Source organism: Bradyrhizobium japonicum USDA 6 (genome assembly GCF_000284375.1).
GTDB classification, from domain to species: domain Bacteria; phylum Pseudomonadota; class Alphaproteobacteria; order Rhizobiales; family Xanthobacteraceae; genus Bradyrhizobium; species Bradyrhizobium japonicum.
Window position 1 is genome coordinate 2,286,968 of sequence record NC_017249.1, and the last position, 13,141, is coordinate 2,300,108.

The window sequence follows — 13,141 nt, forward strand, 5'->3', positions numbered from 1 at the left end:
TGACGCGCGACCGGTTCCGTTTATCAGTAGGGCATCTGGCGGAAATGCCCATGTCCTCGCAGACCAACAATAACAAGCTGACGATCAAATTTCGCTGCCCCGGAGAGCTGGAGGGACTGCTGCCGCAGCCAACCCCGGCAAATCTTGGCGTTCCCGACTGGCTCAAGTCGATGCCGGCGACGGCCTTCAGTGCCCTCAATCAGCAGGACGACGAGACGATCAAGCGCTGTCCGCCCTTCATCGATGCGATGACATGCGGTTTTCTGATTCCGCTGATCTGCGATCTGCGGGTCGAAGACGGCGAGGTTAGCTGGGACAACGACATCCCGCCGGGCGGCGAGATCGATTTTCCGCGCTCCCCGATCAGCTTTCACGATCAGGGGCAGCTGACGGGCTCGCCGCTGTTCGAGGCCGATCGCTTCGTCATCAAGTTTCACAATCTCTGGACCATCGAAGCACCGGAGGGCTACGCGTTGTTCTTCACGCATCCGGTCAATCGCTTCGATCTGCCCTTCACGACGCTGAGCGGTCTCGTCGATTGCGATCGCTATCGCGACAGCTGGATTCACTTTCCGGCCCACTGGCACAACACCAGCTTTCGCGGCGTGCTGCCCAAGGGCACGCCGATCGCGCAATGCATTCCGGTCAAGCGTGAGGATTGGAGCAGGCAAACCTCGGCCTTCACCGAGGATGAAGCGCAGAAGGTCCACGCCCTGCGCGCCGCGCTGAAGCGCGAGCCGGGTCTGTACCGGCGGAAATTCAGGGCGTAGCCCGCTCGGGCCTGGCTCCCAGGAATTTCGCCGCCTCGCTCGGGCGGAAGAAGAAGCGGCCGTGCGACGAGGCGGCGAGCGTGAGGGCGGCGCGGCTGAGCATCTGCGGCCGTCCGCCATACACGGACCGCAGCGCCGCCTCGCCGCCATCGCGTTCGCCCATCTCCATCAGGCAGATCGCGAGATTGGCGCGGGAGAGAGTGTCGTCCGGACGAAGCCCGAGCGCGTGGCGATAGGTGTCGGCGGCCTCGGCATAGGCGCCGTCGAGAAGCTCGGCCCAGGCAAGTTCGGTCAGAATATCGGTGCGTCCCGGCGCGATCGCGCGCGCCGCGGTCAGCACGGTACGCGCTTTGGCGCGATTGTTATTCCGGACATGCATGCGGCCAAGGTCGAGTTGCAGATCGACGCTGGCCGGGGCGAGCGTCAGGGCTTGCTCGATCATCCCGACCGCCTTGCCAACCTCGCCGGCGTTCGCAAGCTGGCCCGCCAGCTCCTGGAACGCGGGCAGATAGGGCGGACGGCGCGCCGCGGTTCGCCGCAGTTGCGCCAGTCCATCGCTTCTGCGCCGTGCGGCACACAGCACATGGCCGAGCAACGTCTCGATCTCTGGATCGCCATTGCGCTTCGCGGCTTTCTCCAGCGGCGCAATCGCCTCCTCCGCACGCTCCTGGCCGAGCAGGGCGTGGGCGAGGATCAGCACGGCATTCCGGTCGGTGCGATTTGATTTCAGGGCTTCGGTCGCAAGCTGCCTTGCAATGTCGAACTGCTTTGCACGTAGCGCAAGAAAGGCTTGCTGAAGCAGTTGGGCGAGGGGGCTATTCGGCTTGCCGCTCAAGAGATGGCCTCTTGGTTGAGACACGTTGTTTTTTGCCCCTTACCGCATGCCTCATGCAGCGTCCATCAACAGCTTCGTGATGCTTTGCTGATTGGCCCGGACGCGTCGCACAGAATGCGCCTTGATCTCGGCGCCCGGCGGGATTATCAGCGAGACATCAATCAGGAGTTTCGCATCCATGGATTCCACCCCGACCGCAACGCCCATCCGCCTTGCTCACGGGGAATTCCATGCCTGCATCGATCATTCTGTCGAACCTCTCGCTGTCCACGCCTGACGGCCGTCCTCTCCTTTCCGACCTCAACCTGACATTCGGCACTGAGCGAGCCGCCCTCGTCGGCCGCAACGGCGTCGGGAAAACGACGCTGCTTGCGTCGATTGCCGGGGAGCGTGGTCCCCAGTCCGGACGCGTTCTGGTCAACGGCACCATCGGTCTGCTGCGCCAGGATGTGCAGTCGCCTGCGGGCGCGACCGTGGCCGATCTGTTCGGTGTGCGGCACGCCCTCGAGCTGCTGCGCAGTGCCGAACGTGGCGATGCTTCGGCCGACGATATCGCCGCGATCGACTGGACGCTCGAAACGCGGTTGGAGGCTGCGCTGGCGCGCCTCGGCTTCGATGCGTCTTCCGATACGGAGCTATCGTGCCTTTCCGGCGGCCAGATCACACGCGTTCGTCTCGCCGCACTGGTCTTCGCCGAGCCGGACTTTCTGCTGCTGGACGAGCCTACCAATAATCTCGACCGGGATGGGCGCAAGGCGGTGACTGATCTCCTTGCCGCCTGGCGCGGCGGCGCGATTGTCGTCAGCCATGACCGGGGCCTGCTCGACACGATGGATGCGATCGTCGAGCTGACATCGCTCGGCGCCACGCGATACGGCGGCAACTGGACCAGCTACCGCGCGCAGAAGGCAGTGGAGCTTGCGGCTGTGAGGCACGACCTCGCGCATGCCGAGAGGCGCCTGTCCGAGATCGACGGCAAGGCGCAGGAGGCCGCTGAGAAGAAAGCGCGCAAAGACAGCGGCGGCAGGAAGAAGCGTGCCAAGGGTGACATGCCGCGAATCCTGGCCGGCGCGCGCAAGGACCGTAGCGAAGACACCGGCGGCAAGACCGCACAGATCGCCGAGCGGCGGCGCGGGGAGGCTCTCGAAGCCGTCGACACCGCGCGCCAGCGGATCGAGATCCTTCAACCGCTGTCGGTGAAACTGCCAGCGACGAAACTGCCGGCGGGCAGGGAGGTGCTTTGGCTTGACGAGGTCAGAGCCGGCTATCAGCCGGAGCAGCCGGTTCTGCGCGATCTCTCGCTCACGCTTGTCGGTCCGGAGCGCGTCGCGCTGGTCGGGCCTAACGGCTCCGGCAAGACGACGCTGCTGAAGCTGATTGCCGGCGAGTTGCGCCCGTTCGCGGGCACCGTGCGGGTCAGGCCGGACTTCGCGCTGTTCGACCAGAAGGTCAGCCTGCTCGACCCTGAGATCTCCATCCTGGAAAACTTCCGGCGTCTCAATCCGAAGGCGGGGGCGAATGAATGCCATGCCGCGCTCGCGCGCTTCATGTTTCGCGCCGATGCGGCCCTGCAGATCGTCGGGAGCCTGAGCGGCGGGCAGCTGTTTCGTGCGGGCCTTGCCTGCGTTCTAGGCGGGTCGACGCCGCCGTCCCTGCTCATCCTGGACGAGCCGACCAATCATCTCGACATCGAGTCCATCGAAGCCGTCGAGGCTGGCTTGAGGGCCTATGACGGCGCACTGCTCGTGGTCAGTCACGACCAGGCGTTCCTGCAGGCGATCGATATCACGCGCAGGGTCGAGCTGGTCGCCAGCTCGGCTCTCTAAGGCTCGTTGGTCGACGACAAAAACCCGACGCCCTGCCCCCAGCGCGTCGGGTGGAAAGATAGATTATCAATCGGTGATCCCAACGCCATTGTTGTGACGCGTGCCTCGCCAATTCTCCAGTCCGGGAGACTACCGGCTGCGTGGCGCGGCCTACGAGGCCGCGCTGCCGCCCGGTTCCAGCGCCTCGCCCATCTCCAGCGGATGAGCCATGGTTTCGTGCAGCGCCTCGCGATCGAGCTCGCCTTCGGAGATGCTGATGACGACGCAGGCGACGCCGTTGCCGATCAGGTTGGTGAGCGCGCGGCATTCGCTCATGAACTTGTCGATCCCGACCAGGATCGCGATCGACTGGATCGGAATGTCGGGAACGATCGAGAGCGTCGCGGCAAGCGTGATGAAGCCGGCGCCGGTCACGCCCGAGGCGCCCTTCGAGGTGATCATGGCGATGCCGAGAATGCCGAGCTCCTGCCAGATCGTCAGATGGGTGTTGGTCGCCTGCGCCAGGAACAGCGTCGCCAGCGTCATGTAGATGTTGGTGCCGTCGAGGTTGAAGCTGTAGCCGGTCGGAATGACCAGGCCTACCACCGAGCGCGAGGCGCCGAGATGCTCCATCTTCTGGATCATCTGCGGCAGCACCGTTTCCGACGAGGAGGTGCCGAGCACGATCAGGAGTTCGTCCTTGATGTAGGCGATGAAGCGCAGGATCGAGAAGCCGGAGAGCCGCGCGATCGAGCCCAGCACGATCAACACGAACAGGATGCTGGTGAGATAGAACGTGCCGATCAGGGCGGCGAGGTTGAGCAGGGAGCCGAGGCCGTAGGCGCCGACGGTGAAGGCCATCGCGCCGAACGCGCCGATCGGCGCCACGCGCACGATGATGCGGATGATGCCGAAGAACATTTTCGCGGCCTTGTCGATCGCTTCCGCGATCGGCTCGCCGGCCTTGCCGAGGAAGGCGATGGCGAAGCCCGACAGGATCGAGATCAGCAGCACCTGAAGCAGGTCGCCGCGCGCGATCGCGCCCACATAGCTGTCGGGGATGATCGCCATCAGATGGGCGACGATGCCCTCTTCCTTGGCCTTGGTGACGTAGGTCGCGACCGACTTCGGATCGATCGTGGCGGGATCGATGTTGAAGCCGTGCCCGGGCTGGAGAATCTCGCCGACCAGAAGGCCGATGGCGAGCGCGACGGTCGAGACCGTCTCGAAATAGATCAGCGACTTCAGCCCGACCCGGCCGACGCGCTTGAGGTCGCCCATCGAGGAAATGCCGTGCACCACGGTGCAGAAGATCACCGGCGCGATCATCATCTTGATCAGCGCGATGAAGCCGTCGCCGAGCGGCTTCAGCTCCTTGCCGAGATCGGGATAGAAATAGCCGATGAGCACCCCGAGCGCGATCGCGATCAGCACCTGGATGTAGAGGATCTTGTACCAGGGTTGATGCCGGCGATGGATGGCTGGCTGGATCGCGACTTGTGTCATAGTGTGTGCCCCGGAGCGCCTTGATTTTTGATTCTGCAAGATCTGGATTTTGCAAGCTTTGAATCTTGCATGACTCGCATCATGTGATGGTCGCCGCAGAAGCGACAATCACATTTTTGTCGGATCGCACGAAGATCGGTCGCTGCACCGCAACGGGGGGAATATGACAACCACGATGGGCTCGGACGAGCAGCCGCAGAGCTATTTTCCGCGCTGGAAATTCAAGGCCTCGGGCGTGATCATGCCGGAGGAGCGGCTGTCATGGGGCCAGACCGTCGTCTCCGGTCTCCAGCATTGCGTCGCAATGTCGGGCTCGACGATCATCGCGCCGCTGCTGATGGGGTTCGATCCCAACGTTGCGGTCCTGTTCTCCGGCATCGGCACGCTGATATTCTTCGTCATCGTCGCCGGGCGCGTGCCGAGCTATCTCGGCTCGAGCTTCGCGTTCATCGCCGTCGTCATCGCCGCCACCGGCTATGCCGGGCAGGGGCCGAATCCAAATCTCTCCGTCGCGCTCGGCGGCATCGTTGGTGCCGGCGTGCTCTACGGCGTGATCGCGCTGATCGTGATGTGGTCGGGCGTTGGCTGGGTCGAACGCCTGATGCCGCCGGCCGTCACCGGCGCCGTGGTCGCCGCGATCGGCCTCAATCTCGCGCCCGTGGCGGTCAAGGCGGTGAGCGCAGGCGCGTTCGACACCTGGATCGGGCTCGCGACGGTTCTGATCATCAGCGTGGTTGCCGTTGCCGCGCCAGGCTTGTGGCGCCGCCTGCCGATCATCCTCGGTGCGATCGGCGGATATCTGCTGTACCTGCTGTTCGCGAATGGCCTCGGCTTCGGCAAGCCGATCGACTTCGCGCAACTCGCGGCCGCGCCGTGGCTGGGCATGCCAAGCTTTACCACGCCGACCTTCCAGCCCGATGCAATCTTTCTGATCGCGCCGGTTGCGGTCATCCTCGTCGCCGAGAACCTCGGTCACATCAAGGCCGTCGGTGCCATGACGGGCCGGAGCCTCGATGCCTATCTCGGCCGCGCGCTGTTCGCCGACAGCCTCGCGACCATCGTGGCGGCCTGCGGCGGCGGCACCGGCGTCACCACCTATGCCGAGAACATCGGCGTCATGGCGGCGACGAAGGTCTATTCGACACTGCTGTTCACGTTTGCTGCGACGGTCTCGATCCTGCTCGGCTTCTCGCCGAAATTCGGCGCACTGATCCTGTCGATTCCCGGTCCCGTCATCGGCGGCCTTTCGATCGTGCTGTTTGGATTGATCGCCGCGATGGCGGGCCGGATCTGGGTCGAGAACAAGGTCGACTTCGCCAATCCGGCCAACCTGATCACCGTCGCCGTGGCGCTGACCGCGGGCGCGGGTGATCTCACGCTCAAATTCGGCGCGTTCACGATCAGCGGGATCGGCACGGCGACCTTCGGCGCCATCATTCTCTACCAGATCCTGACCTCGCCGCTCGCGCGCCGCGCCGAGTGAATCCCAGCGATGCGCCAGCGGGATGGAACAAAACGCCGGTTCCGTCCATGATGAAGCATCCCCGGAGAAAGCTCATGCCGCAGACCGATCGCTCGACCCCGTTTTCCTCCCGCCTCGTCGGCCAATACGCGCTGGTGACCGGCGCCTCGCAAGGCATCGGCCGCGCCGTCGCCATCCGGCTCGCGCAGGAGGGCGCGACCGTCGCCATCAATTATGTCGATCACCCCGAGAGGGCCGAGGAGACGCTCGCGCTCGCAAGGACAGGATCGGCTGATCGCGGCCACGGCAAGCTCGACCATGTCGTCGTCAAGGCCGATGTCAGCAATGAGCGGGAGGTCGGTGCGATGTTCGAGACGGTGCTTTCGCGCTGGAAGCGGCTCGACTGCCTTGTCAACAATGCCGGCTTCCAGCGGGAGTCGCCGAGCGAGGCGCTCGACATCGAGACCTACCGCCGCATCATCGACGTCAATCTCAACGGCGCCGTGCTCTGCGCGCAGAAGGCGCTCGCCCACTTCGTCGCGCGCGGCGGAGGCGGCAGCATCATCAACTGCTCCAGCGTCCACCAGATCATTCCGAAGCCCGGCTATCTCGCTTATTCGATCAGCAAGGGTGGCATCGCCAATCTGACGCGCACGCTGGCGCTGGAATTCGCCGGCCGCGGCATTCGTGTCAATGCGGTAGGTCCCGGCGCAATCGACACGCCGATCAACGCGGCGTGGACGGGTGATCCCGCCAAGCGCGGCGTCGTCACCAGCCACATTCCGCTGGAACGGGTCGGCACGCCGGAAGAGATTGCCGCCGTGTTCGCCTTCCTCGCCTCGGATGACGCCAGCTACATCACAGGCCAGACCATTTACGCCTGCGGAGGCCTGACGCTGTTCCCCGAGTTTCGGGAGAATTGGGCGAGCTAGATTTGACCAGCTTCGACTGCGGGCGGCTGGTCACGTTGGCGCGGCGGACATCTGGCAAAAGCGATCGGCGCAGACTACATCTGCGCCATGCCAAACCCTCCGCAAGCAAACCGTTCGCTCGAAGATTTCGTCGGCCGGCACGAACGTCTGTTCGTGCTGACCGGCGCCGGCTGCAGCACCAATTCGGGTATTCCCGATTACCGCGACAGCCATGGCAATTGGAAGCGGACCCAGCCGGTCAATTTCCAGGCCTTCATGTCGGAAGAGCCTACGCGCCAGCGTTATTGGGCGCGCAGCCTGATCGGCTGGCGGCGGTTCGGCCAGGCGAGGCCGAACGATGCGCATCATGCGCTGGCCCGGCTCGAGGCGAGCGGGCGCTGCGAGATGCTGCTGACCCAGAATGTCGACCGGCTGCATCAGTCCGCCGGCCACCGGCAGGTGATCGATCTGCATGGCCGGCTCGATCTGGTGCGCTGCATGGGCTGCGGGGCGAAGACCCCGCGCAACGAATTCCAGGACAGGCTCGGCCGTGCCAATGCGGAATGGCTGACGCTCGATGCCGCCGATGCGCCTGATGGTGACGCCGATCTCGAGCATGCGGATTTTTCGTCGTTCAAGGTGCCTCCTTGCGAAGCCTGCGGCGGCATCCTCAAGCCCGACGTGGTGTTCTTCGGTGAGAACGTGCCGCGCGATGTCGTCGCCGCCGCGCAGGATCATCTGGCGCAGGCCGACGCCATGCTGATCGTCGGCTCCTCGCTGATGGTCTATTCCGGCTTCCGCTTCGTGCAGGCGGCTGCGCGCCGGGAAATTCCGATCGCGGCGGTCAATCTCGGACGCACCCGCGCCGACGATCTCCTCACGCTCAAGGTCGAGGAGCGCTGCGAGGCGGCGCTTGCATTCCTGCTCTGATCAGGCGCGAGACGAACACGTCTTGCCTATTGCATAGGTGCCAAGCAGAATAGCCGGGCGCAGCGCTTTCGGCGTGCTCGATGGCATGGAAATTGCTGCGTTTTCGCCCTGAGTTTCGACGATCTGCCGGAGAATTTTGGAATGCTTGAAGGAGCCGAGGTGCGCCTTGCCGTTGATATCGGTGGCACGTTCACCGACATCGTGCTGGACGTGGGGCAGGATCGCAAGACGCGCAAGGTGCTGACGACGCCGCAGCGGCCCGAGGAGGCGGTGCTGGACGGCATGCGTCTCATTCTCACTGACGCGCGCGCGCATATGAGCGACATCGACGTCTTCATTCATGGCACGACGCTCGCGACCAATGCGATCATCGAGCGCCGCGGCGCCAAGACCGCGCTGATTGCGACCGACGGCTTTCGCGACGTGCTCGATATCGGCACGGAGAGCCGCTATGACCAGTACGATCTCGGCATCGACAAGCCGAGGCCGCTGGCGCCGCGGTCGCTCCGCTTCACCGTGCCGGAGCGGATCGACGCGCATGGCGCCGTTCGCCTCCCGCTGGACGAGACAGCAGTGCGTGCACTCGCGCCGAAATTGCGCGCGCTGAACGTCGAGAGCGTCGCAATCGCCTTCCTGCACTCGTATGCCAATCCCGAGCACGAGCGCCGCACGGCGGCGATCCTCAACGAGGAGATCCCCGGCATCTCCGTGACCGTGTCTTCTGCGGTGTGTCCTGAGATCCGCGAATACGAGCGCACCTCCACCGCGGTCGCCAACGCCTATGTGCAACCCCTGATCGACGGCTATCTCGCCCGCATGGCGGATGCCTTGCAGGTCGAGCAATTCCGTGGCGCGATCTATCTCGTCACCTCCGGTGGCGGCGTCACCTCGATCGAGACGGCGCGGCGATTTCCGGTGCGCCTCGTCGAATCCGGTCCCGCCGGCGGTGCGATCTTCGCGGCGCAGATCGCAGCGCGGCTCGGCGAGAGCAAGGTGCTGTCCTTCGACATGGGCGGCACGACCGCAAAAATCTGCCTGATCGAAAAATACCAGCCCGAGACCTCGCGCGTGTTCGAGGTCGATCGCGCGGCGCGCTTCCTGAAGGGCTCCGGCCTGCCGGTGCGCATCCCCGTGATCGAGATGGTCGAGATCGGCGCCGGTGGCGGCTCGATCGCGCATGTCGATGCGATGAAGCGTGTCACCGTCGGCCCCGAGAGCGCCTCGTCGGAGCCGGGACCTGCTTGCTACGGCCGCGGCGGCCAGCGTCCGGCCGTGACGGATGCGGACGTCGCCCTCGGTATGATCGATCCTGATGCCTTTGCGGGCGGCACGATCAAGCTCAGCCCGGAGCTTTCGAAGGCGGCGCTGTTGCGCGCCGTCGGCGAGCCGCTGGGGCTGTCGGCGGAAACCGCGGCCTATGCCGTGCACGAGGTCGTCTGCGAGAACATGGTGAGCGCGGCGCGCGTGCATGCGGTCGAGCGCGGCGAGATCGTCGGCCAGCACACGCTGATCGCCTTCGGTGGTGCCGCGCCGCTGCATGCGGCGCGCGTCGCCGAGAAGATCGGCGTCTCGCGGGTCATCGTGCCCTCGAATGCCGGTGTCGGCTCGGCCGTCGGCTTCCTGGCTGCTCCCATTGCCTATGAGCTGGTGCGCAGCCGCCATGTCCGCCTCGATGATTTCGACACCGAGGCGGTCTCGGAGCTGCTCCAGGAGATGGTGACTGAAGCCCGCGCGCTGGTGGAGCCGGGCGCGGCCGGTGCGCCGGTGCGCGAACGCCGCGCGGCCTTCATGCGCTATGTCGGCCAGGGCCACGAGATCTCGGTCGAGCTGCCGAACCGGCGGCTGACATCGGCCGATCTCGCCGGGCTGCGCCAGAAGTTCGAAGCCGACTATTCGGCGATGTTCGAGCGGCCGATCCCGGGTGCCGCGATCGAGGTCCTGAGCTGGTCGGTGCTCGCGACCACCGATGCGCACAATCCTTCTGTCGTCGCTTCCGTTGCCCGCAAGCCCGCCGGCAAGGCCTCGGGCAGCCGCAAATTCTTCGACGGACGCGCGGGGGAAGTGATCGAGATCCCGCTCTATCGCCGCGAGGACATGGCACCGGGCGCGACCATTGCGGGTCCCGCCGTGATCGCCGAGGACGAGACGTCCACCTTCGTCTCCAACAGTTTTGACGCCCATATCGACGGTGCCGGCAGCATCGTCATGGAACGAAAGGCGGCCTGATCATGAGCAAGGCAAATGGCGCGAGCCTGATCGACCTTCAGATCATGTGGCATCGGCTGATCGCCGTGGTCGAGGAGCAGGCGCAGGTGCTGCTCCGCACCGCCTTCAGCCCGATCGTGCGCGAATGCGGCGACCTCTCCGCCGGCGTGTTCGACCTCAGGGGACGGATGCTGGCGCAGGCGGTGACCGGCACGCCCGGCCACGTCAACTCGATGGCGGAATCGGTCAAGCACTTCATTGCGCATTTCCCGATCGAGACGATGAAGGAAGGCGACGCCTACATCACCAACGATCCCTGGATGGGCACGGGTCACCTCAACGACTTCGTCGTCACCACGCCCTGCTTCAAGGATGGCAAGCCGGTCGCGCTGTTTTCCTGCACCAGCCACCTCATGGATATCGGCGGCATCGGCTTCGGCCCTGACGCCACCGACGTGTTCATGGAGGGGCTCTACATCCCCATGCTCAAGCTGATCGACCAGGGCGTCGTCAACGAGACGCTGATGGCGATGATCCGTACCAACACGCGGCTGCCGATCGACACCGAGGGCGACACCTATTCGCTCGCCGGCTGCAACGATGTCGGCTGCGAACGCCTGGTCGAGATGATGACCGAGTTCGAGATCGACACGCTCGACGAGCTCGGCGACTACATCTGCGACCGCTCGCGCGAGGCCGTGCTCGCCGAGATCGCAAAGCTGCCGAAGGGCAGCTGGCGCAACAGCATGGTTGTGGACGGCTACGATGCGCCGGTGACGCTCGCCGCGACGCTGACGATCTCGGACGAGGGTATCCACGTCGATTTCGACGGCACCTCCGCTGCCTCGAAATTCGGCATCAACGTGCCCTTGTCCTACACCACGGCCTACACCGTGTTCGGCCTCGGCTGCGTCGTCGCCTCGCAGATCCCGAACAATGCCGGCTCGCTCTCGCCGCTGACAGTGTCGGCTCCCCCTGGCGCGATCCTGAACGCACCGAAGCCCGCGCCGGTCGCCTCGCGCCACATCATCGGCCAGATGCTGCCCGACGTGGTGTTCGGCTGCCTGCGCCAGATCATTCCCGAGCGCGTGCCCGCGGAAGGCACCTCCTGCCTGTGGAATCTCAACGTGCGTGGACAGACGCGAAGCGGCGTCGGCGGCAATTACGGGTTCTCGATGGCGGTGACTTCGAACGGCGGCACCGGCGCGCGCTTTGCGAAGGACGGGCTGTCGGCGACCGCCTATCCGAGCGGCGTGCGCGGCACGCCGGTCGAGATCGCGGAGACGCAGACGCCTTTGATCTTCTGGCGCAAGGAGCTGCGTCCGGATTCCGGCGGGGCAGGGCGCACGCGCGGCGGCCTCGGCCAGATCATCGAGGTCGGCAGCGGCGTCGATGCGCCGTTCGACATCCTGGCTGCGTTCGACCGCATCGATCATCCGCCGCGCGGACGCGACGGCGGCCAGAACGGCGAGGCCGGTTATGTCGGCCTGAAATCCGGCAAGAAGCTGCGTGGCAAAGGCTTTCAGCAGGTGCCGCCGGATGATCGCCTCGTTGTGCTGACGCCCGGCGGCGCCGGCATCGGCGCGCCCGCCGAGCGCGATCGCGCGGCGGTCAAGGACGACATCGAGAGCGGCCTCGTGTCCGCCGACAATGCAGTTGGGGTTTATGGCTACGCGCGGTGATGCGTCAGCGCGCTTGATAGACGGAGGGGCTCAATGATCACGCGACGGAACTTCACCGCGGGCGCAGCGACGCTGCTGGCCGCCGGTCACATCTCGACCCGCGCGCGGGCCGCGACGGTAAGCTGGGACATGTCGACGGTGTGGCCCGACGGCAATTTCCACACCCAGAATGCGATGGCCTTCGCCGAAGAGGTGAAGAAGCAGAGCAGCGGCTCGGTCGCGATCACCGTGAAGGCGGGCGGCCAGCTCGGCTTCAAGGGCCCCGAACATCTCCGCGCCGTGCGCGACGGTCTGGTGCCGCTCGCCGACGTCCTCAACATCCAGCAGGTCGGCGACGAGCCCTTCATGGGCGTCGAGAGCATTCCCTTTCTCTGCGGCTCGATGGACGAGCTGAAAGTGCTGCACAAATACGTGCGGCCCGAATACGAGAAGGTCGCCGCGCGCAACAACCAGAAGATCCTCTACATCGTGCCGTGGCCGACGCAGTATCTGCATCTCAAGACCAAGGTTGCCGACGTCGAGGGCCTGAAGAACATCAAGATCCGCGTCCCCGACAAGAATGCCGTCGACATGCTGGCCGTGGTCGGCATGGCGCCGGTCATGATCCCCTGGGGCGAGACCATCCCCGCGCTCGCGTCCGGCGCGGTCTCCGGCGTCTCCACCTCGGCGGTGTCGGGTGTCGACGGCAAGTTCTGGGAGTTCCTGAAATACATCTATCCGACCAATCATGTCTGGTCGTCGCAGATGCTCACCGTGAATCTCGATTCCTGGAAGATGCTCAGCCCCGATCAGCAGCAGCTCGTCACGGGCGTCGCCGCCAAGATGGAGCCGGGCTTCTGGGCGAACTCGCTCAAGGCCGACGTCGACAGCCTCAACCGCCTCAAAGAGGGCGGCATGGAGGTGGTGCCGGTCTCCGAGGCCATGATCACTGACATCCGGGCCAAGACAGCGCCGCAGCTCGACGCGTTCCTCAAGCGCGTGCCGGCGGCCGACAAGCCGGTGCGGGCCTATCTCGCCGAAATGAAGCGCTGAGAA

Annotated in this window: 11 protein-coding genes; 8 read left to right on the forward strand and 3 right to left on the reverse strand. The window is 65.2% G+C overall.

The window, feature by feature from the left end:
• Window positions 1-44 precede the first annotated feature (44 nt).
• Complete coding sequence (locus tag BJ6T_RS10685; protein ID WP_043900174.1) at window positions 45-770, forward strand: hypothetical protein; 726 nt, start codon at window positions 45-47, stop codon at window positions 768-770.
• Here BJ6T_RS10685 and BJ6T_RS10690 read toward each other — a convergent pair.
• A complete protein-coding gene (locus BJ6T_RS10690; protein ID WP_014492362.1) occupies window positions 760-1,605 on the reverse strand; it encodes a tetratricopeptide repeat protein in 846 nt (281 codons plus the stop codon). The genes BJ6T_RS10685 and BJ6T_RS10690 overlap by 11 nt on opposite strands.
• Window positions 1,606-1,656: 51 nt before the next feature.
• Window positions 1,657-1,785 (reverse strand): hypothetical protein, encoded by a 129-nt coding sequence (locus BJ6T_RS49110; RefSeq protein ID WP_259266218.1) that lies wholly within the window; start codon window positions 1,783-1,785, stop codon window positions 1,657-1,659.
• A 50-nt stretch (window positions 1,786-1,835) separates the two neighbouring features.
• Between BJ6T_RS49110 and BJ6T_RS10695 the strand changes: the two genes are divergently transcribed.
• The gene (locus BJ6T_RS10695; protein ID WP_014492364.1) at window positions 1,836-3,431 is read left to right on the forward strand and encodes an ABC-F family ATP-binding cassette domain-containing protein; all 1,596 of its coding nucleotides are present in this window, start codon (window positions 1,836-1,838) and stop codon (window positions 3,429-3,431) included.
• 150 nt (window positions 3,432-3,581) lie between these two features.
• Here the strand turns inward: BJ6T_RS10695 and BJ6T_RS10700 are convergent, their stop codons facing one another.
• Window positions 3,582-4,916, reverse strand: a complete 1,335-nt coding sequence (locus tag BJ6T_RS10700; RefSeq protein WP_014492365.1) for a dicarboxylate/amino acid:cation symporter — start codon at window positions 4,914-4,916, stop codon at window positions 3,582-3,584.
• Between the two features lie 163 nt (window positions 4,917-5,079).
• Between BJ6T_RS10700 and BJ6T_RS10705 the strand changes: the two genes are divergently transcribed.
• From BJ6T_RS10705 to BJ6T_RS10730, 6 genes are all read left to right on the forward strand, one after another.
• Window positions 5,080-6,399 carry a solute carrier family 23 protein gene (locus tag BJ6T_RS10705; protein ID WP_028170364.1) on the forward strand — a complete coding sequence of 440 codons (1,320 nt, stop codon included), beginning with the start codon at window positions 5,080-5,082 and terminating at the stop codon, window positions 6,397-6,399.
• A 74-nt stretch (window positions 6,400-6,473) separates the two neighbouring features.
• Window positions 6,474-7,310: an SDR family oxidoreductase gene (locus BJ6T_RS10710; RefSeq protein WP_014492367.1), complete on the forward strand. Its 837-nt coding sequence runs from the start codon at window positions 6,474-6,476 to the stop codon at window positions 7,308-7,310.
• A gap of 87 nt (window positions 7,311-7,397) precedes the next feature.
• Complete coding sequence (locus BJ6T_RS10715; protein ID WP_014492368.1) at window positions 7,398-8,219, forward strand: NAD-dependent protein deacetylase; 822 nt, start codon at window positions 7,398-7,400, stop codon at window positions 8,217-8,219.
• Between the two features lie 141 nt (window positions 8,220-8,360).
• Window positions 8,361-10,445, forward strand: a complete 2,085-nt coding sequence (locus BJ6T_RS10720; RefSeq protein WP_014492369.1) for a hydantoinase/oxoprolinase family protein — start codon at window positions 8,361-8,363, stop codon at window positions 10,443-10,445.
• Between the two features lie 2 nt (window positions 10,446-10,447).
• Entirely contained in the window at window positions 10,448-12,106 is a 1,659-nt protein-coding gene (locus BJ6T_RS10725; protein WP_014492370.1) for a hydantoinase B/oxoprolinase family protein, read from the forward strand.
• Between the two features lie 33 nt (window positions 12,107-12,139).
• Complete coding sequence (locus BJ6T_RS10730; protein WP_014492371.1) at window positions 12,140-13,138, forward strand: TRAP transporter substrate-binding protein; 999 nt, start codon at window positions 12,140-12,142, stop codon at window positions 13,136-13,138.
• Window positions 13,139-13,141 lie beyond the last annotated feature (3 nt).

Excerpts from the sequence above, each read along its gene's own strand:
- BJ6T_RS10685 (WP_043900174.1), top strand. The coding sequence starts at position 45 with ATGCCCATGTCCTCGCAGACCAACAATAACAAGCTGACGATCAAATTT.
- BJ6T_RS49110 (WP_259266218.1), bottom strand. The coding sequence starts at position 1,785 with ATGGATGCGAAACTCCTGATTGATGTCTCGCTGATAATCCCGCCGGGC.
- BJ6T_RS10695 (WP_014492364.1), top strand. The coding sequence starts at position 1,836 with ATGCCTGCATCGATCATTCTGTCGAACCTCTCGCTGTCCACGCCTGAC.
- BJ6T_RS10700 (WP_014492365.1), bottom strand. The coding sequence starts at position 4,916 with ATGACACAAGTCGCGATCCAGCCAGCCATCCATCGCCGGCATCAACCC.
- BJ6T_RS10705 (WP_028170364.1), top strand. The coding sequence starts at position 5,080 with ATGACAACCACGATGGGCTCGGACGAGCAGCCGCAGAGCTATTTTCCG.
- BJ6T_RS10710 (WP_014492367.1), top strand. The coding sequence starts at position 6,474 with ATGCCGCAGACCGATCGCTCGACCCCGTTTTCCTCCCGCCTCGTCGGC.
- BJ6T_RS10715 (WP_014492368.1), top strand. The coding sequence starts at position 7,398 with ATGCCAAACCCTCCGCAAGCAAACCGTTCGCTCGAAGATTTCGTCGGC.
- BJ6T_RS10720 (WP_014492369.1), top strand. The coding sequence starts at position 8,361 with ATGCTTGAAGGAGCCGAGGTGCGCCTTGCCGTTGATATCGGTGGCACG.
- BJ6T_RS10725 (WP_014492370.1), top strand. The coding sequence starts at position 10,448 with ATGAGCAAGGCAAATGGCGCGAGCCTGATCGACCTTCAGATCATGTGG.
- BJ6T_RS10730 (WP_014492371.1), top strand. The coding sequence starts at position 12,140 with ATGATCACGCGACGGAACTTCACCGCGGGCGCAGCGACGCTGCTGGCC.